Raw genomic sequence first — 23,573 nt, forward strand, 5'->3', positions numbered from 1 at the left:
ATCGCTTGCGGGCGATGCCGTGAGGAGTAAGTAATGACGGGCAAGGTCAAGGCGGCGATCATCGGGTCGGGCAATATCGGCACCGACCTCATGATCAAGATGATCAAATATCCGCAGAATATGGAACTGGTGGCCGTGGTCGGCATCGACGAGGCGTCCGAAGGCCTCGCCATGGCGCGCGAGCGCGGCGTCGCCACCACCCATGAGGGCCTCGAAGGCCTCATGAAGATGGATGTCTATCCCGAGATCGGCATCGTGTTCGACGCAACCAGTGCCTATGCCCACAAGGTCCATGACGAAGCGCTGCGCAAGGACGGCAAGCAGGTGGTCGACCTCACCCCCGCCGCGATCGGCCCCTACACCATCCCCACGGTCAACGGCGAAGCCAATCTCGATGCTGGCAACGTCAACATGGTGACCTGCGGCGGGCAGGCGACGATCCCGATGGTTGCCGCCGTCTCCCAGGTCGCGACCGTCCATTATGCCGAGATCGTCGCGTCGGTCTCCTCGCGCTCGGCAGGACCCGGCACCCGCGCCAATATCGACGAGTTCACCCGCACCACCGCAGGCGCCATCGAAAAGGTCGGCGGCGCGGCGCAGGGCAAGGCGATCATCATCCTCAATCCCGCCGAACCGCCGATGATCATGCGCGACACCGTGTTCACTTTGTCCGAAGGCGCGGATGAAGAGACGATCCGCGCCTCGGTCGAGGCGATGGTCAAGAAGGTGCAGGCCTATGTGCCGGGCTATCGCCTCAAGCAGGACGTGCAGTTCGAGCGCTTTGGCGACAACAACAAACTCACCATCCCCGGTCGCGGCGAGTTCACCGGGGTCAAGACCATGATCCTGCTCGAGGTCGAAGGCGCTGGCGATTATCTGCCGAGCTATTCGGGCAATCTCGACATCATGACCGCCGCCGCCAAGGCGACCGGCGAGCTGCTCGCGCAGCGCATCGCGCAAGGAAAGAAGGTGGCCGCATGAGCGCCCAGATCACATCTCCGTTCAACGTCGAGGCGGGCGACAAGCTCTATATCCAGGACGTGACGCTACGCGATGGCATGCACGCCATCCGCCACATGTACGGCATCGACCATGTGAAATCGATCGCCAAGGCATTGGATGACGCAGGCGTCGACGCGATCGAGGTCGCCCATGGCGACGGCCTCAATGGCGCGAGCTTCAACTATGGTTTCGGCGCGCATACCGATTGGGAATGGCTCGAGGCGGTCGCCTCGGTGCTGACCAAATCGGTGCTCACCACGCTGATCCTGCCGGGCGTCGGCACGGTCGAGGAACTGCGCCGCGCCTATGACATCGGCGTGCGCTCGGTGCGGGTCGCGACCCATTGCACCGAGGCCGACGTCTCGAAACAGCATATCGGCATCGCCCGCGATCTTGGCATGGACGTCTCGGGGTTCCTGATGATGAGCCACATGATCGAGCCGGAGAAGCTGGCGAGCCAGGCGGCCCTCATGGAAAGCTATGGCGCGCAGTGCGTCTATGTGACCGACAGCGGCGGCGCGCTCGACATGGACGGGGTCAAGGCCCGGTTCGAAGCCTATGACCGGGTCTTGAAGCCCGAGACCCAGCGCGGCATCCACGCCCACCATAATCTCTCGCTCGGCGTCGCCAACTCGATCGTCGCGGCGCAGTGCGGTGCGGTGCGGATTGACGCGTCGCTGACCGGCATGGGCGCGGGCGCTGGCAATGCGCCGCTCGAGGTGTTCATCGCCGCTGCCGAGCGCAAGGGCTGGAACCATGGCTGCAACGTCATGGCGCTGATGGACGCGGCCGAGGATCTGGTTCGCCCCTTGCAGGACCGGCCGGTTCGGGTCGACCGCGAGACTCTCGCGCTGGGCTATGCCGGGGTCTATTCCTCGTTCCTGCGTCATGCCGAGAAGGCCGCCGAAACCTACGGCCTCGACACCCGCACTATCCTCGTCGAGCTCGGCCGTCGCAAGATGGTCGGGGGCCAAGAGGACATGATCGTCGACGTCGCATTGGATATGGTCAAGGCGCGCGAAGCCGCGGCCTGATCAGCCGCCGGGCGCGGCTTGTTCGCGCCCGGCACGGCTTACCCGCCACGCAAGGAGGAGAGGATATGGCCGAAAGACGCCTGTCGCTCGACCATATCACCGTCACCGACACCACCCCCTGGCAGCTTGCGCAAATCGCCGCACAGGTGGGCTGCGCAGGCATCTGCCCGTTCCTCCATTCCATGGAGGTGCTGCCCGCCATGCCCGCCTATGACCTGGTGCGCGACCCCCAGGCGCTGCGCCAGACCCGCGCCGCGCTCGCCGCCACCGGGGTCACGGTCGACCTTGTCTACCCCTTCACCATGGCGGGGCGCACCAATCCCGCTGACTTCATCCCCGCGCTCGAGGCCGGCGCCGCGCTCGGCGCGCCCCTCGCCAATGTGCTCTGCTACGACCGCGATCCCATCCGCCGCACCGAGAAGCTCGTCGAACTGGCCGAGCTCGCCGCCCCGTTCGACATCGCCCTCGCAATCGAATTTTATCCCCCCTCCCAGGTCCAAACCTTAAGCGCCGCCCTCGACGAAATAGCCCGCTCCGGCCGCTCCGACATCAAGGTCACAGCCGACCTCCTCCACATCATGCGCGGACCCGAACCAGACACCAGCTTCCCCCTCCTTGCCCATCCCGCCATCGCCATCGCCCAGATAGCCGACGGCCCAACAACCATCGATCCCGACCAGATCGAACGCGAAGCCGGCATCCAGCGGCAACTCCCCGGACAAGGCACGTTCAACATCCCCGCGTTCGTCAACGCCCTCAATCCCAACACACCCCTCAGCGTCGAAATACCCCAGCAAAACGCCATCGACAAAGGCAGCAACGCACATCAACGGGCAAAGTGGGCGGTGGATTGCGTGAAGGAAGTGGTGAAAAGAACGCACTGAGAAGACAGAAATAGGAAAATAGGAAAAATAGGAGAGTATGATGCGTGACCTGATCGACCCGACCCTGTTGCCGGGGTTGGAGTTCATGCCGGCGTTGGACATCACGGCAGAGAGCCTGCCTGCGATACGCGAAGGCATGGAGCAGATGACCGCGATGGCGCCCGAGCCGCAGGATAGTGGTGTTGAATGGCGGGAGGAGCGGATCATCGCGCCCGATGGGCATGAGCTGCTGGTCAGGGTTTATCGTCCGGCCGATGCGCAAGGGACTCTGCCCGCGATCCTGCATATCCATGGCGGCGGCTATGTGCTGGGGTCGGTGCGTACCAATCACCTTTCCAATATCGAGCTTGCGCTTTCCGCTTCCGCCCTCGTCGTTTCGGTCGATTATCGGCTCGCGCCGGAAACGGTGGCGCCGGGCGCGGTCGAGGATTGTTACGCGGCGCTACGATGGTTGCATGACGGCGCGGCGCAGCTGGGCGTCGATCCCAAGAGGATCGCCATTCGCGGCGAGAGCGCGGGCGGCGGGTTGGCTGCGGCCCTCGCGCTGCTGGCACGTGACCGGGGCGGCCCGGCGATCGCGCACCAGAACCTGATCTATCCGATGCTGGACGACCGCACCTGCATCACTCGCCAGCCCGAACATCTGGGCGCATTTGTCTGGACGCCGCAGGCCAATGTCTTTGGCTGGCGATCCCTGCTGGGCAAGGAGCCCGGATCGGCGGACGTATCGCCCTACGCGGCCCCCGCGCGGGCGGAGAGCCTGGCTGGCCTGCCGCCCGCCTTCATCTGCGTGGGCGCGCTCGATCTCTTCCTGGTGGAGGACATGGATTATGCCCGGCGGCTGATCGAAGCAGGCGTTGCGGCAGAACTGCACGTCTATCCGGGGGCCTATCACGGTTTTGACGTGACGCCCGACGCCGCGCCAGTCCGCCAGATGAAGCGCGACGCGGTCACGGCCCTTCGCAAGGCGCTGCATCCCGCCGAAACACTGTAGGATGAGCGATAGATAGCCACGCAAATTGCGGCGGCATCAGCTTTGACACTGGTGCTGCCCGCAAGTGCGCGCTATTAAACCGGCTACATTTTTGAAGGCGGGGCAAGAATGCAGATCAGAAGCGGGCGGAAAACGACGCCGCCATCGCTGGATACTCTCGATACGAATATCATAGAGATACTCCGGACCAACGGCCGCGCAACCAATCAGGAAATTGCAGAACGGCTGTCCGTTACCGCCGCCACCGTTTCGGCCCGGCTGCAAAAAATGGATGACGGGAAAGCGATGCGCGTTGTTGCCGTCACCGATTTTGCGGCCCATGGCTATAATGTGATCATCGCCCTGGGCGTGAAGGTCCAGGGCCGCAATGTTCAGGAGGTTGGCCGCGATCTGGCCGATCTTCCCGAAGTGCTGAGCGTCAATGTCATGAGCGGCGACCATGATGTGGAATTGCTCGTCGCGCTGAGGGATTTTGGCGAGGTGCAGGAGATGTTGTTCGAGCATATCGCCAGCGTGGACGGGGTCGTTCACATCACATCAGGGGTGGCGGTGGATATCGTGAAATATGAATTCAACGTGGTGCCGCTGTGACCGGGAAGGCCGATTGGGCGCGCCTGGACAAGCTGGACCAGGGGATCGTCGAAAAGCTGGCCCGCGACGCGCGCATTTCCAACCGCGCCATCGCCGCCGAACTGGGCGTGACGGAGGGCACCATTCGCACACGCGTCAAGCGGTTGCAGAATGAAGGGCTGATCCAGTTCACCGTCGTCACCGATTTCCGCATGGCGGGATCGCCCAACCTTTGCATGATGGGGATCGATGCCGATCCATCCCATGTGTCGGAGTTGGCGCGCCGTCTATCCGAAATTCCGGAAATCACCTGCGTTATCGTTCTGCTGGGCCGTTACAGCCTGTTGGCGATGGGGCTGTTCACCAATATCGAGCAATTGAACGACCTGGTGACGGAGCGCATTCGGCCCATGCCGGGCGTCCAGCGGGTGGAAACGTCCGTGTCCGTCCATAATTTGAAATATGAGGCTGGCATCGCGAAAATCACGCGAGAGACGCCCTAAAACAGGCGGGGACGGTCGATCTGTCCAACCGCAGAAAAACGGGGGGAGGTTCAACCCCTGAGGAGAGTATCATGTCGATCAATCTGGAAGAGCTTGCCGCCCGCGTGACGGCATTGGAGGACGTCAACGCCATCCGTCAGTTGAAGGCGCGTTACCTGCGCGCCTGTGACCTGAAGCTGGTGGACGAGTTGCGTGAGACGTTTCTGCCGCAGGGCATAAGGCTGGATTACCAGAATTTCCCGCTATTCACGGATCGCGACGAGTTTATCGCCATATTCCAGAAAATGGCGATGGCGGGCGGCGTCTATGACATTCACCATGCGACCAATGCGGATATTGAATTGGTGAGCGCGGATGAAGCGCGTGGGCTGTGGTCGCTCAATTTCCGGACGATCATTCTCGCCACCCGATCGGTGACCCGGCTCGCGGTGGAATATCAGGATGTCTACCGCAAGCAGGACGGGCGTTGGTGGATCGCGGAGTCGGTGAGCCGCGTCACGTCTATCCTGACCGAAGAGATTGGCGAGGATGGCACGCCGCGTTATCTGGCCTGGGGTGAGATGCCCGCTGCGGCTTGATGTCGTGAGGGCAGGGGCGCGATTGCGGTCCCTGCCTTTTTATTTGGTGACTAAGCTGGCTCTTACGAACTGGAGAATGGCAGCTTCCGGCAAATTGGGGATTGTATGGCCGCCTCTGCCAAAATGCAGCTCATGCAGATGGCGCGCTATCATGGTTGGGCGACTGAACGCCTTTTGGAGGCCGTGGCGTCGATCCCGGACGAACCTTATCATAAGTCATGCGGCCTCTTTTTCGGATCGATCCACGGAACGCTCAATCATCTGCTGCTGACAGACAGCGAGATTTGGTATCCGAGATTTACGCAGGCGCAGACAACGGCCCTTTCCCTTGATGCAGAGTTGGAGAGCAATCGCGCGCTACTCGCGTCCCGCTTGATCGCGGCAACGGCCCGTTGGCACGGCTATGTCGATAATCTGGACGAGGCCGCATTGGCTGACGATCTTCGCTATATAATGACGACGGGGCAGGCTCGCGCGCTTCCGATGTCAAGCGCGCTGCTCCATGTCTTCAATCACGGCACGCATCACAGAGGCCAAATTACCGCTGCGATTTCAATGCTGGGCTTCCAGTATGAACCGCTTGATCTGCCTTTCCTGATATTTTCCGAACAGGTGTAGACGGCGACGAGCTTCGCCTGACCCTGCCACTCGCATGATCGTGTCAGGGCGCCATCCAATGGCCGCCGTTTACGTCCAGCGCCGCGCCGGTGACGACTGCCGCATAATCGGAAAGCATCATCAGTACCGCGCGGGCGCAGTCATCCTGGGGCGGGATGATGCCGAGGAGAATGTCCTTGGTCACCGCCGCGATGACGTCTTCCGCGCTGGTTCCTTCCGTCACGAGGGAGTCGATATAGGCTTGCACGGGCGCGCCGTAGATCCAGCCCATGCGGCAGCTGTTCACCCGTATTCCGAACCGGCCGAGATCGGCGGCCATATATTTGGTGAGGACGTTGAGGCCGCCTTTCGACACGGCATAGCCCATTTCCATGCCATGTTCGCCGCCAGCGGGCCGGAGCGTGCCGATGGTCGAAACATTCACCACCGCGCCGCCGCCTTTCAGATGGGGCACGCAAGCGCGTGTCAGGCGCAGTGCGCCGAGGCAGTTGACGTCATAGATTTCGGCCCATTGGGCTTCGTCCGCATTGTCAACGAAAGTCCATTCGCCGTGATAATAAGCACTGTTGATGAGGCCGTGGATGCGCCCGCCAAATGCGGTGGCCGCCTTTTCAGCGAGATCGCGGCATTGCCCGTCATCGCTGACGTCGCATTTAACTGCTATGGCTTGTCCGCCCTGATCCGCGATTTCGGCGCGCACCTGTTCGAGATAATCGATGTTGCGGGCGCCCATGACGACCTTTGCGCCTTCCTGCGCGGCGAGTTTTGCGAGCGCCTGACCCATGCCGGGGCCGACGCCGCTGATCACGATCACCTTGTCCTTCAACAGCATCGCTGCGCTCTCCTTTCCGGGATTCTGGCGCCTTTTGAGGCCAAGGCCCGATTCCGGTTGCCCTTGTTCTTGCGCCGGTTTATCCACGCGTATCAAGATGCCTGCGAAGAAATAACGCCAGAATGCGTATCGCGGTGCGGAAATTTTTTTGGAGAGGCAGGGCGCATGGGCCGTTTGCAGGGTAAGGTTGCGATCATCACCGGAGGCGCTCGCGGCATGGGCGCCGCCACCAGCCGACTCTTTGCCGAGGAGGGCGCGAAGGTCGCCATCACCGATGTGCTGGATGAGGTGGGCACGCAACTGGCGACCGAACTGGGCGATGCAGCGCGCTTCTATCATCATGACGTGACGAGCGAGCAGGGCTGGGCCGAACTGGTCGGCGCCGTCGAAGCAGATCTGGGGCCGGTCGACATATTGGTGAACAATGCGGGCATCCTGCTGTTCCGCACGCTGCTGGACACCAGCCTTGCCGAATATGAGCGCGTGTTGAAGGTCAATCTGACCGGCGAATTTCTGGGCATCAAGGCCGTCGCGCCGGGGATGATCGCCCGTGGCAAGGGTGCGATCGTCAACATCTCTTCGGTCGATGGGATGAAGGGGGCGAACGGGCTTGCCGCTTATTCATCCAGCAAATGGGGCGTGCGGGGGCTGACCCGTGTCGCCGCGCTGGAGCTTGGCCATCGGGGCATTCGCGTCAATTCGGTGCATCCGGGCGGCGTGGATACGGTGATGACCAATCATGACGGATCGACGCGGGAAAAGGTGAGCGAGCGGTTCGGCAATGTGCCGCTGCAACGGGTCGGCGCGCCGGAGGAAGTGGCGCGCGCGACCCTGTTCCTGGCGAGCGACGAGGCATCCTATCTGGCGGGCGCGGAGATCGCCGTGGATGGCGGCATGCTGACCGGGCAATATTATGCACAATTTCCCGGTGCGCCGGGCGTGGATTGAATAGCGGGCGTGTGAACAACAAAACAGCGACATAAGGAGAGATGCCATGATCCGTATCGACTTACCCGAGCAGGATGCCGCCGACCCCTATGGCTATGCATCGCGCAATTATGCGCGCGAGATCATGGGGGCAGCGGGCGGCTTTTCGAAAGCGGTCTATCAGCATAGCCTGTTGTCGCTGCGGGAATTTGAAGGCGCGCGGTCGCGGACGGCGCAGATAAACGGTTGTGTCATCTGCCAGCAATTTCGCGCGGCGCGGGACGTTCAATCGATGTTTGCCGCATCGGGGCAGCGGCCGGGGCATACGGTTGCCGACAATGGATCAGCGCCCGATGAGGACTTTTATGCGGCGGTCGAGAATTGGCGGACGTCGCCTGTCTTCAGTCCTCGCGAGCGGACGGCGATTGAATTTGCGGAGCGCTTTGCGCAGGAGCCGAAGTCGATTGCGCAAGATGAGGATTTCTGGGAGCGGGCGCATGCGCTGTTTTCCGACGAGGAGATTGTCGACCTGGCGCATAGCGTGGCGGCGTGGGTCGGATTGGGCCGCGTGGCCCATGTGCTGGGGTTTGATAGCGTGTGTCTGCCCTTTGCCGAGGTGGCGTGATTAGTAGACGGTTGGTTGTGTCCAAGCGACTTGCTCCCTCTCCCCTTCAGGGGAGAGGGTTGGGGAGAGGGGAATGAGCAGGCCCCTCTCCCGGCTTCGCTGCGCTCGCCACCCTCTCCCCTAAAGGGGAGAGGGGAAGTTGGGTGTCAGCCGAGATTGCCGGGTTCAGCGTGCAGGATCATCGGGTCGCCCGTATGCGCGGCCCAGATCGCGTCGCGGCGGACGATGCGCCAGCCTTCGGCGCGCCTTTCCCACTGATCGACATATTCGCCGTTGGAATCGAATATGGGTCCGGCGGGGTCGTCCACCCGCTGGTGCCGGGCCTGCACATAGGATCGGCTCGTCGCGCGGTCGCCATCGACATCGACCAGGATGCTTCCGATGAGATGCTGCGTGCCGCCGCAGCGGTCGAGGAAGCGGCGCATGTTGGCGGTGAGCGCCGCCATACCGTGCTGGTCGCCGCCGGTGCCATAGTCGAAGCTGATGTCCTGCGCGAAGACGTCGCTTAAGCGGTCCCACTGTTTATTGTCGAGGATGCGGGCGAAGCGGGACAGACCTCGTATGATTTCCCGTTCGTCCAGCAATGCCTGGAGGGTGATGGCGTTGGGCATGTTTGCGCCTTTTTCGTCTACCACCAGCATGCGCGTTGCCGTGCGGTCGAGGAAGTTTTCCTCATCCTGCGCGATCTGGTTGGCGATGTACTCTTGCGCGGCGGCGGCGGTGAAGCGGTCATAGGCTTCGCGGTCGGCGAGCCAGATTTCGGTGATCACGTCGAAGTCGATCGGCGCGGCGCCCGGAAACAGGAAGGCGCCCTCCAGCTCCACATAATTGCGCCGATAATCGACTATGCCCGGCAGCACGCGCCGTATCAGGGGCGCGTGCTGGGTTTCATAATAAGCGATAAAGTCTTCGCGCGAGAGATCCGGCCTGCGTTTCAGTAGTGCGATGCATTTGAACATGAGCGCACCTCCTTGACGATTAGGGCGCCATCCACTGGCCGCCGTTGACGTCCAGCGCCGCGCCGCTGACGACGCGCGAATAGTCGGAGATCATCATCAACACGGCGCGGGCGCAGTCATCTTCGGGCGGGATGATGCCGATGGGGATATTCTTGGTGACGCCCGCGATCACATCATCACGCTTGAAACCGGCGTCGACCTGCGATGCGATGAAGCCTTCGACCGGTTCGCCATGGATCCAGCCCATGCGGCAGGTGTTGACGCGGATGCCGTGGCGGCCAAGGTCGGACGCCATATATTTGCCCAGCGTGTTGAGCGCGCCCTTTGCCACCGCATAGGGCATTTCCATGCCGCCTTCGGTGCCATAGGGATTGACCGTCGCCATGGTGGACACGTTCACGACCGCGCCGCCGTCGCGCAGATAGGGGACGCAGGCGCGCGTGAGGCGGAGGGCGCCGAGGCAGTTGACGTCGAACGCCTTGGCGAAGTCGCCCAGGTCGGCATTATCGACAAAGCACCAGTCGCCGTGGAAATAGGCGCTGTTGACGAGGCCGTGGACGCGTCCGCCAAATTCGGCGGCGGCGCGTTCGGCCAGCGTCTTGCACTGAGCTTCATCGCTGACGTCGCAGGGGACGGCGATGGCTTTGCCGCCCTTTGCCTTGATGTCGCTGCACACTTCATCGAGGAAGGCCTGGTTACGGGCGGCGAGCACGACGCTCGCGCCTTCGGCGGCCGCTATCCGGGCCAGCGCCTGACCCATGCCGGGGCCAACGCCACTGACGATCACGACCTTGTCCTTGAGAAGCATCCTCTTTCCTTTCCTGATCCTTTGGCCGCCTGCCCGTCATGCGGGGTGCAGCTTTGGCGCATAGGATAGGTGAAAAAAACAATTGATCAATGCGCTTTTTGCAACGCTGTATGCCATTTACGCCGACATATGCGTAGCAGCGAGCGCGAATGCGCACGAACCGGATCATAGGCGGAGTTGACTGAATTTCCCGCTGAAGGGATAAGGTCGAAAGCATCGGGTCTGATCGGCGCAGCCCGCCGGGCCTGAGAATAATATGTGGAAGGAGAGGACGATGCGCTTTCATCTGGGCGAGTCGATGACCGCGATCCAATATTACGCGCCGCTGGCAAAGGCGGCCGAAGCGGCGGGCTATGCAGGGTTCACGGTGCCCGATAGCCTGATCTACCCGCAAAGTTCCGGCACCAAATATAGCTATACCGACGATGGCGGGCGCGAATTCCTGGAGAACAAGCCGTTCCTGGAGTCGTTCATCCATGTGACCGCGATGCTCGCCGCGACGCAGACGCTGGAGGTCACTACCAATGTCGTGAAGCTGCCGGTGCGGCCGCCACTCTATGTCGCAAAGATCGTGGCGTCGATCGAGGCCTTGTTCGACAACCGCTTCAACTTTGGCGTGGGCCTGAGCGTATGGCCGGAAGATTATGCGGTCATGGGCGTGCCGTGGGAAGGGCGGGGCAAGCGGTTCGATGAGTGCATCGATATCGTCCGGGGCCTCACCAATGGCGGCTATTTCGAATATCATGGCGAGTTTTTCGACTTGCCCCCCGTGAAGCTCAATCCTGTCCCGACAAAGCCGGTGCCGATCCTGATCGGCGGTCATTCCGACCCGGCGCTGAAGCGCGCGGCGCGCAACGATGGCTGGATGTTTGCGGGGGGTGGCATGGATATGATGCTGCCGATGCTGGAGAAGCTGGCGGCGTATCGGGAGGAGCTTGGGCGCAAGGACGCGCCATTCCGCATCTTCGGTTCGGCCATGGGGGAGGTCGATCTGGATATGATCCGTCGGCAGGAGGATGCGGGCGTGACTGATGTCGTCGCCTCTTTCCGCAATCTCTATGCGGTGGAAGAAGATAGTCAGCCGTTGCAGGAGAAGATTGACGATCTCAACCGCTTTGCCGACAAGATCATCAGCCGCTACTGATCGGCCTTTCGCCGCCGCCCTGGCGCAGTTCGCGCCAGCGGCTAGGCGATGATCCGGTCCATTGCTGGAAAGCGCGGCGGAAAGCGCCCGTGTCGCTGAACTGGGTGCGGCGGCCGACTTCGGTGATGGTGAGGCGGGGGTCGTCCAGGAGCCGGGTTGCGAGGGCGCGGCGTGCTTCGGTCTTGAGTTGCACCAGTGATGTGCCTTCATCAGCGAGGCGGCGTTTCAACGTGGCGACGCTGATGCTGAACTGGCGGGCGAGTTGCGATGCGGTTGCGGGCGCTTCGCCACTTCCCAGCATGGCGCTGAAGAGGTGCTGGATGCGCTCCGACAATGGCGCGTCGAGCGATTGCGACTGTTCGACGTCGAAGGGGAAGCGTTCGAGCAGATGCTCCAGTTCATGATGGCTGCGTAGGACCGGGCGGTCGAGATAGCTGGCGGGGAAGCGCAGGCTGTTTTCGGGCGCGCCATGCTGCATGGGCACGGGCATGAGGTAGGAAATGGTCTGTTCGTCCAGCAGCGGTGGATAGCGCATCGCTGCGCCGAGCAGCGGAATATCCTCGCCGATCAGCCAGCCGAATAGCCGGTAATAGGTGGAGAGGCCCGCGAGGTCGGACACATAGGCGCTGGCGTTCCTGATCTGGCGCGGGGTCGCCATGTCGAGCCGCGCGACGCCGTCATCGACCTTCAGCCGCAGCCGCCCTGCGCGTGGCCCGATAAGCTCGGAAAAGCGATCCGTGCGATCGATCACGTCCGCCAATGTGCGGCAGGTGATGATGCAGTGGCAGAGCATGTCCACCCCCGCCTTGGTCAGGGGCTCGCGTCCTTCCTGACGGGCTGCCTGCGCATCGAGAGCCCAGGTGCAATGGGCGTAGAGGCGGGTGAAATCATCCTGCGAAAGCCCGCGCTGCGCGGCGGTTCCGCCGATCGGCGGCCCTATGAGGTGGGACAGGCGCGCCTGCCGCAGAAGATCGGCGGGATCGACTCCGATTTCCGCCACCAGCCGTAGCAGATCGCGAGCGATGGCGACGGGGACACGCGTCGCCACCGGGCGGGACAGATGTTTGGCGTTGAGCTTTTTTGTCATGACCTTTGAGCTATTCTGGCATTTCCAGAGGCAGGGAGAAAGGGGAAACAAACGGTCTAAATAGAAAGGATCGAGAGGGTGGCGGACGAGAGCCTGATTGCGCGCATAGACCGACTGGAATCGCTGGATGCGATCCGTCAGCTGGCCGCGAAATATTCGCTGGCGCTGGACATGCGCGATTCCGACGCCTGGGTGAACCTGTTTCCTGAGGATGTGAAGGTCGGTGGCGGCAAGCAGGGGCGGAAGGCGCTCCGCGACTGGTTCGACGAAACCCATTCGATGCAGTTCGATGGCACGTCCCACCATATTGGCGGCCACATCATCGATTTCGATGATCCCGATCATGCGCAGGGCGTCGTCTATTCAAAGAATGAGCATGAGACCGGCGCCGAATGGGTCATCATGCAGATGATGTATTTCGATAAATATGAGCGGATCGATGGGCGCTGGTATTTCCGTCGCCGCCTGCCGCTTTATTGGTATGCGACGGACCTCAACAAGCCGCCGATCGGTGATCGCAAGATGCGCTGGCCGGGCGTGCAGCCCTATCATGGCAGTTTCCACGACCTGTTCCCGAGCTGGAAAAGCTATTGGGACCGGCATGGGCAGCCGCATGATGGCCCGGTCGATGCGCCCGCGCCGTTGGAAAAATTCATTGAAACGATGCGGCGCGGCGCTCCGCTGCCCAAGCCGCGCGTACGGAGCTGATTTGCTATGACGGATATTTTCTCGCCCGTGACATTGGGTGACATTGCGCTGTCCAACCGGATCGTCATGGCGCCGATGACCCGCGACCGGGCGGGGCCGGGCGACGTGCCGACCGACATCATGGTCGAATATTATCGTCAGCGTGCCAGTGCCGGGCTGATCGTGACGGAGGGGACGCAGCCTTCGCCCGCCGGCAAGGGATATTGGCGCACGCCGGGCATCCATAGCGTGGCGCAGGTCGAAGGATGGCGCAAGGTCGCCGACGCTGTCCATGGCGTGGGCGGAAAGATCGTCATGCAGCTGATGCATGTCGGCCGCGCCGCCGTGCAGGCGAACAAGGATGCGGACGCAGAGACGATTTCGCCGTCAGCCATTCAGTGCCCGGACAAGATCCCCGGCCCTGATGGCGTTCCGGTGGAAACGGTCGTGCCGCGCGCGCTGGAAACGGATGAGATTCCCGGCGTCATTGCGGAATATGTGACGGCGGCGCGCAACGCGATCGCCGCTGGTCTGGACGGGATCGAGCTGCATTGCGCCAGCGGTTACCTGCCGATGCAGTTCCTGTCTTCGAACAGCAACCAGCGCACGGATCGCTATGGCGGGACGGTCGAGAACCGCATTCGTTTCGTGGTGGAGTTGCTGGAAGCGCTGGCCGATGCCGTGGGTGCGGGCCGGGTCGGCTTCCGTATCTGTCCGGGCGTCAAGTTCAACGGCATGGATGATGCGAACCCGCATGAAACCTATGCGGCGTTGTTGAACGCTATCGACGGCATGGGCCTGGCCTACTGCCATCTGATCCACATTCCGCTGGAAGGGCAGGACGCGCTGGAGCTGGTCCGTGCCAACTGGAGCGGCGCGGTGATCGAGAATGGCGGCCTGAACCTGGAGAAGGCTTCGGCGGTGGTCGAGCAAGGGAAGGCCGAGGCCGTGTCCTTCGGCTATCTCTACATCGCCAATCCCGATCTGGTGGAGCGTTTCCAGACGGGGGCTGCCCTCAACAAGGCCAACAAGGCCAGCTTCTACACGGGCAGTGGCGACGATCGGGTCGGTTATCTGGATTATGCGCTGCTGGACGCATGAGCGGCGGGTAGGGTCACAAGAATATAAGGAGAGGTAATATGGCAAAGCTGCTGGAAGGGCGCACGGCGCTCGTCACCGGGGGTGGGCAGGGTGTTGGTCAGGGCATCGTGCGGGCGCTGGCCGCCGCCGGGGCGAATGTCGCTATTGCCCAGCGCAAGGCTGATCAGGGCGAGGAAGAGGCGCAATATCTGCGCGACATGCATGGGGTTGATGCTTTTTTCATCCGTACAGACGTGACGCAGCGCGCCGAGGTGGAAGCCATGGTCGAGGCCGTGCACCAGCGGTTCGGGCGGCTCGATATATTGGTCAACAATGCGGGCGCCAGCTTCCCCAAGCGGATCGAGAAGCATAGCGACGAGGATATGGAGGGATCCTTCGCCCTCAACTATTATGCCGTGTTCTGGGCCATGAAGGCGGCTTTCCCGATCATGAAGGCGCAAGGCTATGGCCGCGTGATCAACCTGGGATCGCTGAACGGCGTCAACGCGCATATGTTCACCGTGGCCTATAATGCCAGCAAGGAAGCGATGCGGGCGCTGACCCGGACGGCGGCGGTGGAGTGGGGGCCGCATGGCATCACCTGCAACACCATTTGTCCTTCCGCGACGAGTCCGCAGGCTAAGGATTATTTCGCGGCCAATCCTGAGATGACGCAGGCGATCCTGCAACAGGTTCCGGCCGGGCGATTTGGCGACGCGGAAGCGGATATTGGTCCGATCGCGGTGTTCCTCGCTAGCGAGGGCGGCGGCTATATGAGTGGCAACACCCTCTTTGCCGATGGTGGTGCGCATGTGAACGGCGTCGCCTGGCGTCCTGAAGTAGAGGATTGATCGCCATGGAACGGCTGAAAGGAAAACGCGCTGTCGTGACCGGCGGCGCGCAGGGGATTGGTGCGGCTATTGCGCGGCGCCTCGCTGCCGAAGGGGCGACGGTCGCGATACTTGATCTGGATGCGGCGGCGGCTGGCGCGGTGTTGCCTGCGCCGCATGTGGGGATTGCCTGCAACGTTGCGGACACAGCTTCAGTGGACAGGGCCTTTGCGCAGGTGAAGGAGGCGCTGGGCGGCGTCGACGTGCTGGTCAACAATGCCGGGCGGGGTAGCGCGGCAGGGGACGGCATGGACCGCTATTATGCGGCGCAGGGGGAGCGGGCTGAGCAAATCGCGCGGGGCGAGGCGCCGACGACCTTTGTCGATCAGACAATCCATTGCGGGGATGAGGGCTGGTCCGGCGTGCTGGCCGTGACGTTGGACGGTACGTTCAAATGCAGCCGGGCGGCGGTTCGGTTGATGGCGGAACAGGGGACTGGCGGGAGCATCGTCAACATCGGATCGACGTCTGGCGTGAAGGGCGATGGGCCTATCCCTTACTGCGCGGCCAAGGCGGCGGTGCTGGGCATGACGCGGGCGATGGCGCGGGAGCTGGCGGATCGTGGCATCCGGGTCAATGCGGTTAATCCCGGTGCAACCGAGACGCCGATCTATGCGACGCTGCCCGCGGAAATGAAGGACATGATCGCGGCGGACAGCCTGATGAAGCGTCTGGCCCAGCCCGACGAGATCGCGGGGGCCGTGGCGTTTCTGGCAGGCGATGACGGCAGCTTTGCCACGGGCAGCATCGTGACCGTGAATGGCGGGGCTTACTTCACATAATCAGAGCGGATCGGAGCAGGACATGAAGGCACTGGAAGGCAAGGCAGCGATCGTAACCGGCGGCGCGCGCGGGGTGGCCAAAGGTGTGGCGACGGCCTTCGTCAAGGCGGGAGCCCGCGTGCTGATCGTCGATCGGGAGGAAGAGCTTGGCCGTGCGACCGAGGCGGAATTGCGGGCGCTGGGCGGGGATGTGCATTTCCTGGCGGTTGACCTGGCGCAGCGGGCGGAGTTGCCGAAGATCGTCGAGGCGGCGGTCGGGCATTTCGGCGGTTTGGATGTGCTGGTGAACGCGGCGCAGGCTTCGCGCCAGTTGCCGATGGCCGAAACGACCGACGAGGCCATGGAACTTGCTTTCGACACCGGCTTCTGGCCGACTTTCGTGTTGATGCGTGAAGCCTATCCGCATCTGGTTAAAGCCAAGGGGTCGGTCATCAACTTCGCGACCGGCGCGGCGTTCGATGCGATCCCGACGCAGGGGTCTTACTGCGCGGCGAAGGAAGCGATCCGCGCCATTTCCAAGATCGCCGCCAGCGAATGGGGCGCGGAGGCGGTGCGGGTGAACATCATTTGCCCGTTCGCCAATTCACCGGGCGTGATGGCGTGGAAGGAATGGGCGCCCGCCGATTATGATACGCAGATCAGCAAGGTATCACTGAAGCGCATTGGCGATTGCGAAAAAGATATTGGCGCGGCCGCCGTATTCTTGGCAAGCGACGCGGCAGGTTATATCACCGGCCAAACGCTGATGGTGGATGGGGGGCAGACAAAGGCCTTCTGATCTCGATCGCATAAGGAGAGGACAGCTTTTCGTGACCGACATTTCGCTTCATCGCCCCTATCCCGCCAGCAAGGTCGAACGGTGGGATTTCGAAACCGACGTCGCGGTGATCGGCTTTGGCGCGACGGGTGCGTGCGCGGCGATCGAAGCGGCGGCGGGAGGCGCGCGGGTTATGCTGTTCGAACGTGGTTCGGGCAGTGGCGGCGCGTCGGCCTTGTCGGGCGGTGAGATTTATATCGGCGGCAGCGGTGGGACGGATGCCCAGCGCGCGGCGGGGTTCGAGGACAGCACGGAGGATATGGCCGCCTATCTGAAGGCGGCGGGCGGGCCGTGCGCGGACGAGGCGAAGTGCGATCTTTATGCGCAGGAGTCTCTCAACCACTATGCTTGGCTGAAGGAGCAGGGCATCCCCTATCGCGGCAATTATCTGCCCGGAAAGCATATCGAACCGACGGACGATTCCACCCTGATCTGGTCGGGCAGCGAAGCGGCATGGCCCTTTTGCGAGAAGGCGAAGCCTGCGCCGCGCGGGCATGTGATCGCCCATATGGGTTGGGGCGGGGGTCGGCCGATGGTCGATCTGCTGGAAGCGCGGGCGAAGGCGCTTGGCGTTGAAGTGACGACGGACGCGCGGGCGGTGGCGCTGGTGCAGGATGACGATCGCCGGGTCGTGGGCGTCATCGTGCGCATCGATAATGTCAATCGCTTCGTCCGTGCGGCGAAGGGCGTTATCCTCTGCACGGGCGGCTTTGCCTTCAACGAAGATATGCGCCGCCGTTATTGCCCGGAAACGTTCAAGATCAGCAGCCCGATCGGCGATCAGGATGATGGCGTGGGGATCGAACTGGGCGTCAGCGCGGGCGGTGACGCCGTCCATATGGAGCAGTTCTTCACCACCTGTCCCTGGACCATGCCCGAACCGCAGGCCTATGGCGTGTTCGTCAACCAGATGGGCCAGCGCTTCATCAACGAAGATTGCTATCATGGCCGGGTGAGCCGCGTTGCGGTCGACCAGATGGGCGACAGGGTCTATCTGTTGCTCGACATCGCCCATTTTGACGAGCCGCTCCCGATGGCTGGCATGACGATCGCGGGGACTGGCGACAGCTGGGAAGAGGTGGAAGCCGAACTGGAGATGGCGCCGGGTACGCTGTCTGCCACCATGGCCTTCTATAATGAACATGCGCGGGAGGGGCGCGATCCGCTGTTCCATAAGCGCGCGCCGATCCTGACGCCGCTGGATCAGGGACCGTTCGTGGCGCTGGAGTTGAATTTCGCCACCAGCTATTTCAGCTTCTTCACGCTCGGGGGACTGCGGACATCGACCGATGGCGAGGTGCTGGATCGCGCTGGCGCGCCGGTCGCGGGCCTGTTCGCGGCGGGGCGCTGTACTTCGGGTCTTCCGGCCTGGGGGCATGGTTATAGCTCCGGCCTCAGCCTTGCCGACTGCACTTTCTTCGGGCGTCAGGCCGGGCGGAAGGCGGCGCGGGGCTGATCTTCGCCTGTCGGTCAAGACCTGATCCATTTGCATGATGCGCGGCGCTGCCCGTCGCATCATCATGATGGTCAGAAACACAACCGACAGGAGAGTGACTTGTCCATCGATCAGGGCCGCAAAGGTCTGCGTTTCGCAATTATTGGAGCGGGCATGGCGGGCATCCTTGCCGCCATCCGCCTGCGCCAGGCGGGCGAGGATTTCACCGTTTATGAAAAGGCCGGGCGGCTGGGCGGCACCTGGCGGGAAAACCGCTATCCGGGCCTGACCTGCGACGTGCCAGCGCACGCCTATACCTATAGTTTTGAGCCCTATGCGGAATGGGACGCCTATTATGCCAAGGGCGGTGAAATACAGACCTATTTCGAAAAGACGGCCGAGAAATATGGCATTATGCCGCACGTTCGTTTCAACAGCGAAGTCGTGTCCACTGTATGGGACGAGGGCGCTGGCCTCTGGCGGTTGGGGCTGATCACCGGCGAAGAGGTTGAGGCCGAAGTCGTGATTGCCGCTTCTGGTGTGTTGCACCATCCCAAGCTGCCCGACATCGAAGGTCTGGACAGTTTCGAGGGGCAGGCTTTCCACAGTGCCCGCTGGCAGGATGATGCCGCGATCGATGGCGCGCGGGTGGGCGTGGTCGGCAATGGGTCTACCGGCGTGCAGATCATCACGGCACTCAATACATGTGCGTCGAAACTGGTGCATTTCCAGCGGTCGCCGCAGTGGATCATGCCTGTTCCCTATTTCCAGTATAGCGAGGAAGAGAAGGAAGCATTCCGTCGCGATCCCGCGCTGATCGACGACATTCGCAACAATAAGGAATATTGGGACAACATCTTCCGCTTTACTCACGCGATCACGGACACGCATGGTCCGGAGATCGCGGCGATCGAGCAATATTGCCTCGACAATCTGGAAAACAGCATTCGCGATCCTGAGCTGAAGGAAAAGTTGCGCCCCAATTATCGGGCAGCGTGCAAGCGGCTGATCTACAGCTGGTCCTATTATGACGCCGTGCAGCACCCGAATGTCGAGGTGGAGCGTGACCGCATCGCGCGCGTCGAAGCCAAGGGTGTGCGGATGGAGGATGGACGGCTCCATGAACTCGATACGCTGGTGCTGGCGACGGGCTTTCATGCTGATCGCTTCATCCGGCCGACAACGGTGCTGGGGCGGGATGGCGTTTCGCTGGACGATGTGTGGTCCGTTCGGCCGACCGCTTATTATGCGGTGACGATACCGGGCTTTCCGAACTTCTTCATGCTGAATGGGCCGACCGGGCCTGTCGGCAACTTCTCCCTGATCGACATTGCGGAGAAGCAATGGGCCTATGTCGATCAGTTGCTGGATCTCCTTCGCTCCGGAGAGGTGCGGACGGTTGAACCGAGCTCTGACGCTCATGCTGATTATGAGGAAAGGCGCATCGCGGCGGCGCGCACCACGATCTTCGGATCGGGCTGCAACAGCTGGTATCTGGATGCGACCGGCGTCCCGGCTAGCTGGCCTTGGAGCTATGAGGCGTTTGCCGATGCCATGGCGGCGCCGGTGATGGCGGATTATCGGGTTGAGGCTGGGGCGGAGTTGGTTGGGGGGTAGGACATTTGCGTTGGAGCGTGATCGTCTTACGCGGATGCATAAGGCTCCCTTCCGTCACCCCGGATCAAGTCCGGGGTGACGATCACTCAAAGATGATCATGCCCTAAAAATCACTGCACGTTACTGCTCGCCCTGAGCCTGTCGAAGCCTGTCCTGAGCGGCTCCTGCGAGCAGGCAGTCGAAGGGGGCTTTAGAAGTGAAGGGCTTTGACAAGCTCAGCCCGAACGGGGGAGGGGGCAGATCAAATAGGAAAGGGGAGCGTTGCGGCGCTCCCCTTTTCTTTGACGTTGAACGTCCGATCAGCGGCCCATGGCGGCTACGGCTTCAGCCGCGCCACGGATTGCGCCTTCGATGTAGGTGACTCCGGTGCCGTCGCCGACCTCCACTACATCATGGCCTTGCGCACGGAGCGCATTGGCGAGGGTAGAGTCGCCGTGGGCGCCCATGGCCACCACCACATGGTCGGCAGCGACGCTCTTCTGCTCGCCGTCTGTATTGGTGAAGCTGACGTTGTTCTTGCCGATCGCGATGCCGCTCGCGCCGGGGAACATCGCCACGCCATGTTCGCGCAGTTCCGCCAGCAGGCGCATGCGGCGCACCAGCAGCAGGCCGCCGCCGAATCTGGGGGCTTCGCCGATGACGGTGACTTCACGGCCGCGCTCCATCAGGAATTCGGCTAGCTCCACGCCGACCAGTTCGCCGCCGATGATCACGACGCGCTTGCCGAGCGGCATCCAGGCGTGGGTCGCCTTGCGCACCAGGTCGAGATTGGCGGTCGCGCCGGTGGCCGCGCCGAGCTTCGTCGCCACGCGGGTCGTCCAGCTGGTCTTGCGGCGGATTTCAGCGGAGTCCTCGCCCAGCATCATGCCGCGCAGATCGTCGCCCGACAGCACGAAGTCCTGATCATTGCCGGGGATCGGCGGCATGTCGCGCACGGCGCCGGTCGCGACAATCACCTTGTCGGGCATCAGGCTGGCGATCAGTTCCGGGGTCGCCACCGTTTTCAGGCGCACATCGACCTTCGACTTGCCAAGCTGGTCACGCAGCCAGTTGAGCAGCCGCTCATTGGGTTCATAAGCGAGACCTGCGAAGCGCAGCGTACCGCCCAGACGATCGGATTTTTCAATGAGCGTGACCTTGGCGCCCGCAAGGTCCAGCCTGCGCGCAGCCTCCATACCACCGGGGCCGCCGCCCACGATCACGACATGGCCGGGGACCTTGGCCGGGGACCAATCGAGGTCCTCATAGCCGGTTTCCGATCGCACGGCGCAGCGCACCTGTTCGCGCAGATAGGCGGTGCTGACGCAGGTATAGCAGTAGATGCAGGGGCGGATGTCGGCGATCCGGCCCTCCGCCAACTTGCGGGGCAGGTCCGGGTCCGCGAGCAGCTTGCGCCCCATGGCGAGGAAGTCGAATTCGCCCTGCGCCAATCCCTTTTCGCCGCGATCGATTTCCACCCGACCCGATGCGATCACCGGGATGGAAACGACCTTCCGGATGGCGGCGGCGGCTTCCAGATTGAAGGCGGGTTCGTGCGGGATGTTTGAACCCGAATGGAGCTTGCCCTGACCCACATCATGATAGGCGGTGACGGTGAGGGCGTCGGCGCCCGCTGCTTCGACCAATGGCGCCAGTTCGAGGGCATGGTCGATGGTGATGCCGTTCTTCTTGCCCAGTTCGCGCGAGTCCATCTTGACCCACATCGGGAAGTCGGGACCGACCGCCGCGCGAACGGCGCGCACGACTTCCAGCAACAGGCGCGCGCGGCCCGCCACGTCGCCGCCATATTCATCCTGCCGCGTGTTGGTGGACGGGGAGACGAAGGAGGAAAGGAGATAGCCATGGCCGCCATGGATTTCCAGGCCGTCCATTCCGGCGCGCTTGGCACGGAGTGCTGCGTCGGCGAACTGGCGGACGGCATGGTCGATGTCGGCCTTCTCCAGAACCTTGATTTCCGGCACCACGCCGCCCGCGAATGCCGCCATCTCTTCGGGCAGGAAATAGTCGGGGAAATCGCCCGCGAAGGGGGGCGGATAAGCCGGAGCCCAGAGGGGATGGCCGTCCTGCGCGCTATGCCCGGCGACGAGGCCGCCATGATGGAGTTGTGCCGCGATCCGTCCGCCAGCGGCGTGAACGGCCTCGGTCAGCTTTGTGAGACCCGGCAGGAAACGATCGTCGGAAATTGCGGTCTGGTTAGGCTGAACCGCGCCCACGGGCCAAGCGACGCCGGTGACGCCCATGATGATCAGGCCCGCGCCGCCCTTTGCCTGCGCGACATGATAATCGATCAGGCGCTGGCTGACCGTGCCGTCTGCTTCGGCCAGGCTGACGCCCATGGCGGTGACGATGATTCGGTTGGGGAGGGTCAGCGCGCCGATCTGGCCCGGTGTGGTGAGAGATGCAGGCGCTGCGCCAGACCGTGATTGTGAAAGGGCAGGGGCAGCGGTCATCATGATCTCCTAGATTTGCCACATGCGTATGGTCGTCATCCTTTTATCGCGTTCTTTGTCGTTAGTCAGGCAAAAATAATGGTGATCGCGTAAGAATTTGCGCGATCTATTCCCGATTGATCGCTTCGCGCAAATTTGATCGGGATGAACAATAAAAAGGGGGACGATCACCCGATCGCCCCCTTTCATTCTTTTCGAGCTTAGGAAGATCAGCCGATCTTCAGCGCCGCGACTTCGTCAGCCGACAGGGTGAGCGAGGCGGCCTTGACGGCTTCCTCGATACGGGCTGGGCTGGACGCGCCGAAGATGGGGATCACCTGCTGCGGCTGGTTCAGCAGATAGGCGAGCACTACGTCCGAAACGCTGACGCCATGCTTGGCGGCGACGTCCTTGGCAGCGGCCAGACGGTCCTTGTTGACCGGGTTGTCGTAGAAGCCCTGAAGATGCTCGGGCACTTCACCCTTTTCAGCGAAGGCGAAGTAGCCGCGGCTCTGCGAGCAATAGGGGATGATGGCGAGACCAGCATCCTTGAGCTTGCCGCCATGATCTTCGAAATACATCTGGTAGCCCTGGGCCGTGGCAGCTTCTTCATTGGGCTTGGCGAGGCCCCAGAAGGGTTCGACGGCGATGAAGCCAGCCTTGCCGTTTGCCTTGGCGTATTCGTTGGCTTCCAGCACGCGGGCGTCGGACCAGTTCGACGCGCCGAAATAGCGGATCTTGCCCGCATTCTTCGCTTCGTTCAGGAAGTCGATCAGTTCGGCAACCGGGGTTTCCGGATTGTCCATGTGGACCCAATAGAGGTCGATGGTGTCGACGCCCAGATGCTCAAGGCTCTCATTGAGGTCGCTGCCGATGTCGGTGGCGTTGACGCGGTTGCGATAGTCGCCAGCGCGCATGTCGAAATGGCCGCCCTTGGTCGCGACGATGACGTCTTCGCGCTTCTTGCCCTTCAGCCAGGCGCCGATGGCGCGTTCGCTGGCGCCCTTGGGCGCGTCGGGCATCCAGTCGCCGTAGGAACGGGCGGTGTCGACGAAATTGCCGCCCAGTTCCAGAAACTTGTCGAGGATCGCGTTGCTGCGGTCCTGGTCGATCGACCAGCCGAGCATGTTGGTGCCGTAGCACAGACGGCTGACCGAGAGGTCGGTATTGGCGAGCGTGACCTTTGAAAGCATGGCTAACTCCTGCATGGCGGCGTCTCTTGCGGGTGCAAAAGCGTGCCCTAAACTACCCCGCGGACATCCGAACTAGTG

Annotated in this window: 24 protein-coding genes; 18 read left to right on the forward strand and 6 right to left on the reverse strand. The window is 62.4% G+C overall.

Going from position 1 to position 23,573, the window contains the following annotated elements; translation table 11 throughout:
• Positions 1–33: 33 nt before the first annotated feature.
• From ACWNC0_RS00290 to ACWNC0_RS00325, 8 genes are all read left to right on the forward strand, one after another.
• Positions 34–981, forward strand: a complete 948-nt coding sequence (locus tag ACWNC0_RS00290; RefSeq protein WP_449468766.1) for an acetaldehyde dehydrogenase (acetylating) — start codon at positions 34–36, stop codon at positions 979–981.
• A complete protein-coding gene (gene dmpG / locus ACWNC0_RS00295) occupies positions 978–2,036 on the forward strand; it encodes a 4-hydroxy-2-oxovalerate aldolase (RefSeq protein WP_449468768.1) in 1,059 nt (352 codons plus the stop codon). Before ACWNC0_RS00290 ends, dmpG begins: the two co-directional genes overlap by 4 nt.
• A 65-nt stretch (positions 2,037–2,101) precedes the next feature.
• Positions 2,102–2,920, forward strand: a complete 819-nt coding sequence (locus tag ACWNC0_RS00300; protein WP_449468770.1) for a sugar phosphate isomerase/epimerase family protein — start codon at positions 2,102–2,104, stop codon at positions 2,918–2,920.
• A 37-nt stretch (positions 2,921–2,957) separates the two neighbouring features.
• Positions 2,958–3,914 carry an alpha/beta hydrolase fold domain-containing protein gene (locus ACWNC0_RS00305; RefSeq protein WP_449468771.1) on the forward strand — a complete coding sequence of 319 codons (957 nt, stop codon included), beginning with the start codon at positions 2,958–2,960 and terminating at the stop codon, positions 3,912–3,914.
• A 108-nt stretch (positions 3,915–4,022) separates the two neighbouring features.
• Entirely contained in the window at positions 4,023–4,505 is a 483-nt protein-coding gene (locus ACWNC0_RS00310) for an Lrp/AsnC family transcriptional regulator (RefSeq protein ID WP_196227017.1), read from the forward strand.
• Positions 4,502–4,987 carry an Lrp/AsnC family transcriptional regulator gene (locus tag ACWNC0_RS00315; protein WP_449468773.1) on the forward strand — a complete coding sequence of 162 codons (486 nt, stop codon included), beginning with the start codon at positions 4,502–4,504 and terminating at the stop codon, positions 4,985–4,987. The genes ACWNC0_RS00310 and ACWNC0_RS00315 overlap by 4 nt, the downstream gene beginning before the upstream one ends.
• Before the next feature lie 71 nt (positions 4,988–5,058).
• Positions 5,059–5,565, forward strand: a complete 507-nt coding sequence (locus ACWNC0_RS00320) for a nuclear transport factor 2 family protein (protein WP_449468775.1) — start codon at positions 5,059–5,061, stop codon at positions 5,563–5,565.
• A 105-nt stretch (positions 5,566–5,670) separates the two neighbouring features.
• Complete coding sequence (locus ACWNC0_RS00325; RefSeq protein ID WP_449468776.1) at positions 5,671–6,183, forward strand: DinB family protein; 513 nt, start codon at positions 5,671–5,673, stop codon at positions 6,181–6,183.
• A 43-nt stretch (positions 6,184–6,226) separates the two neighbouring features.
• On the opposite strand, the gene ACWNC0_RS00330 is transcribed toward ACWNC0_RS00325, so the two are convergent.
• Entirely contained in the window at positions 6,227–7,015 is a 789-nt protein-coding gene (locus ACWNC0_RS00330) for an SDR family oxidoreductase (RefSeq protein ID WP_449468777.1), read from the reverse strand.
• Positions 7,016–7,180: 165 nt separating this feature from the next.
• Here ACWNC0_RS00330 and ACWNC0_RS00335 point away from each other — a divergent pair, with 165 nt between their 5' ends.
• Positions 7,181–7,963: a glucose 1-dehydrogenase gene (locus ACWNC0_RS00335; RefSeq protein WP_449468779.1), complete on the forward strand. Its 783-nt coding sequence runs from the start codon at positions 7,181–7,183 to the stop codon at positions 7,961–7,963.
• A 46-nt stretch (positions 7,964–8,009) separates the two neighbouring features.
• On the forward strand, positions 8,010–8,567 hold the full coding sequence (locus ACWNC0_RS00340) for a carboxymuconolactone decarboxylase family protein (protein WP_449468780.1): 558 nt from the start codon (positions 8,010–8,012) through the stop codon (positions 8,565–8,567).
• A 146-nt stretch (positions 8,568–8,713) separates the two neighbouring features.
• Here ACWNC0_RS00340 and ACWNC0_RS00345 read toward each other — a convergent pair whose 3' ends face one another.
• Both ACWNC0_RS00345 and ACWNC0_RS00350 read right to left on the reverse strand, forming a co-directional pair.
• Positions 8,714–9,526 (reverse strand): nuclear transport factor 2 family protein, encoded by an 813-nt coding sequence (locus ACWNC0_RS00345; RefSeq protein ID WP_449468782.1) that lies wholly within the window; start codon positions 9,524–9,526, stop codon positions 8,714–8,716.
• Positions 9,527–9,545: 19 nt separating this feature from the next.
• Positions 9,546–10,334, reverse strand: coding sequence for an SDR family oxidoreductase (locus ACWNC0_RS00350; protein ID WP_449468783.1), 789 nt, complete (start codon positions 10,332–10,334; stop codon positions 9,546–9,548).
• A 274-nt stretch (positions 10,335–10,608) separates the two neighbouring features.
• Between ACWNC0_RS00350 and ACWNC0_RS00355 the strand changes: the two genes are divergently transcribed.
• Positions 10,609–11,478: an LLM class flavin-dependent oxidoreductase gene (locus ACWNC0_RS00355; protein ID WP_449468785.1), complete on the forward strand. Its 870-nt coding sequence runs from the start codon at positions 10,609–10,611 to the stop codon at positions 11,476–11,478.
• Here ACWNC0_RS00355 and ACWNC0_RS00360 read toward each other — a convergent pair.
• A complete protein-coding gene (locus ACWNC0_RS00360; protein WP_449468786.1) occupies positions 11,465–12,565 on the reverse strand; it encodes an AraC family transcriptional regulator ligand-binding domain-containing protein in 1,101 nt (366 codons plus the stop codon). The genes ACWNC0_RS00355 and ACWNC0_RS00360 overlap by 14 nt on opposite strands.
• A gap of 78 nt (positions 12,566–12,643) precedes the next feature.
• Here ACWNC0_RS00360 and ACWNC0_RS00365 point away from each other — a divergent pair, with 78 nt between their 5' ends.
• The 7 genes from ACWNC0_RS00365 to ACWNC0_RS00395 all read left to right on the forward strand — a co-directional run bounded on the left by ACWNC0_RS00365 (position 12,644) and on the right by ACWNC0_RS00395 (position 19,873).
• Entirely contained in the window at positions 12,644–13,273 is a 630-nt protein-coding gene (locus ACWNC0_RS00365) for a nuclear transport factor 2 family protein (RefSeq protein ID WP_449468788.1), read from the forward strand.
• Between the two features lie 6 nt (positions 13,274–13,279).
• Entirely contained in the window at positions 13,280–14,353 is a 1,074-nt protein-coding gene (locus tag ACWNC0_RS00370) for an alkene reductase (RefSeq protein WP_449468789.1), read from the forward strand.
• A gap of 38 nt (positions 14,354–14,391) precedes the next feature.
• Positions 14,392–15,183, forward strand: coding sequence for an SDR family NAD(P)-dependent oxidoreductase (locus ACWNC0_RS00375; RefSeq protein WP_449468791.1), 792 nt, complete (start codon positions 14,392–14,394; stop codon positions 15,181–15,183).
• A 5-nt stretch (positions 15,184–15,188) separates the two neighbouring features.
• Complete coding sequence (locus ACWNC0_RS00380) at positions 15,189–16,004, forward strand: SDR family NAD(P)-dependent oxidoreductase (protein ID WP_449468792.1); 816 nt, start codon at positions 15,189–15,191, stop codon at positions 16,002–16,004.
• Between the two features lie 22 nt (positions 16,005–16,026).
• A complete protein-coding gene (locus tag ACWNC0_RS00385; protein ID WP_449468794.1) occupies positions 16,027–16,782 on the forward strand; it encodes an SDR family NAD(P)-dependent oxidoreductase in 756 nt (251 codons plus the stop codon).
• Positions 16,783–16,813: 31 nt separating this feature from the next.
• Positions 16,814–18,277, forward strand: coding sequence for an FAD-dependent oxidoreductase (locus tag ACWNC0_RS00390; RefSeq protein WP_449468796.1), 1,464 nt, complete (start codon positions 16,814–16,816; stop codon positions 18,275–18,277).
• A gap of 99 nt (positions 18,278–18,376) precedes the next feature.
• Positions 18,377–19,873, forward strand: a complete 1,497-nt coding sequence (locus ACWNC0_RS00395; protein ID WP_449468797.1) for a flavin-containing monooxygenase — start codon at positions 18,377–18,379, stop codon at positions 19,871–19,873.
• A gap of 299 nt (positions 19,874–20,172) precedes the next feature.
• Here the strand turns inward: ACWNC0_RS00395 and ACWNC0_RS00400 are convergent, their stop codons facing one another.
• Positions 20,173–22,326, reverse strand: coding sequence for an oxidoreductase (locus ACWNC0_RS00400; protein ID WP_449468799.1), 2,154 nt, complete (start codon positions 22,324–22,326; stop codon positions 20,173–20,175).
• A 206-nt stretch (positions 22,327–22,532) separates the two neighbouring features.
• Entirely contained in the window at positions 22,533–23,495 is a 963-nt protein-coding gene (locus ACWNC0_RS00405) for an aldo/keto reductase (RefSeq protein ID WP_449468801.1), read from the reverse strand.
• Positions 23,496–23,573: the final 78 nt, after the last annotated feature.

It is taken from the genome of Sphingobium chungangianum (assembly GCF_977014255.1).

Coding starts and splice junctions, on each gene's coding strand:
- ACWNC0_RS00375 (WP_449468791.1), top strand. CDS start 14,392: ATGGCAAAGCTGCTGGAAGGGCGCACGGCGCTCGTCACCGGGGGTGGG.
- ACWNC0_RS00335 (WP_449468779.1), top strand. CDS start 7,181: ATGGGCCGTTTGCAGGGTAAGGTTGCGATCATCACCGGAGGCGCTCGC.
- ACWNC0_RS00350 (WP_449468783.1), bottom strand. CDS start 10,334: ATGCTTCTCAAGGACAAGGTCGTGATCGTCAGTGGCGTTGGCCCCGGC.
- ACWNC0_RS00355 (WP_449468785.1), top strand. CDS start 10,609: ATGCGCTTTCATCTGGGCGAGTCGATGACCGCGATCCAATATTACGCG.
- ACWNC0_RS00400 (WP_449468799.1), bottom strand. CDS start 22,326: ATGATGACCGCTGCCCCTGCCCTTTCACAATCACGGTCTGGCGCAGCG.
- ACWNC0_RS00345 (WP_449468782.1), bottom strand. CDS start 9,526: ATGTTCAAATGCATCGCACTACTGAAACGCAGGCCGGATCTCTCGCGC.
- ACWNC0_RS00360 (WP_449468786.1), bottom strand. CDS start 12,565: ATGACAAAAAAGCTCAACGCCAAACATCTGTCCCGCCCGGTGGCGACG.
- ACWNC0_RS00340 (WP_449468780.1), top strand. CDS start 8,010: ATGATCCGTATCGACTTACCCGAGCAGGATGCCGCCGACCCCTATGGC.
- ACWNC0_RS00290 (WP_449468766.1), top strand. CDS start 34: ATGACGGGCAAGGTCAAGGCGGCGATCATCGGGTCGGGCAATATCGGC.
- ACWNC0_RS00330 (WP_449468777.1), bottom strand. CDS start 7,015: ATGCTGTTGAAGGACAAGGTGATCGTGATCAGCGGCGTCGGCCCCGGC.
- dmpG (WP_449468768.1), top strand. CDS start 978: ATGAGCGCCCAGATCACATCTCCGTTCAACGTCGAGGCGGGCGACAAG.
- ACWNC0_RS00405 (WP_449468801.1), bottom strand. CDS start 23,495: ATGCTTTCAAAGGTCACGCTCGCCAATACCGACCTCTCGGTCAGCCGT.
- ACWNC0_RS00325 (WP_449468776.1), top strand. CDS start 5,671: ATGGCCGCCTCTGCCAAAATGCAGCTCATGCAGATGGCGCGCTATCAT.
- ACWNC0_RS00305 (WP_449468771.1), top strand. CDS start 2,958: ATGATGCGTGACCTGATCGACCCGACCCTGTTGCCGGGGTTGGAGTTC.
- ACWNC0_RS00320 (WP_449468775.1), top strand. CDS start 5,059: ATGTCGATCAATCTGGAAGAGCTTGCCGCCCGCGTGACGGCATTGGAG.
- ACWNC0_RS00380 (WP_449468792.1), top strand. CDS start 15,189: ATGGAACGGCTGAAAGGAAAACGCGCTGTCGTGACCGGCGGCGCGCAG.
- ACWNC0_RS00300 (WP_449468770.1), top strand. CDS start 2,102: ATGGCCGAAAGACGCCTGTCGCTCGACCATATCACCGTCACCGACACC.
- ACWNC0_RS00370 (WP_449468789.1), top strand. CDS start 13,280: ATGACGGATATTTTCTCGCCCGTGACATTGGGTGACATTGCGCTGTCC.
- ACWNC0_RS00310 (WP_196227017.1), top strand. CDS start 4,023: ATGCAGATCAGAAGCGGGCGGAAAACGACGCCGCCATCGCTGGATACT.
- ACWNC0_RS00385 (WP_449468794.1), top strand. CDS start 16,027: ATGAAGGCACTGGAAGGCAAGGCAGCGATCGTAACCGGCGGCGCGCGC.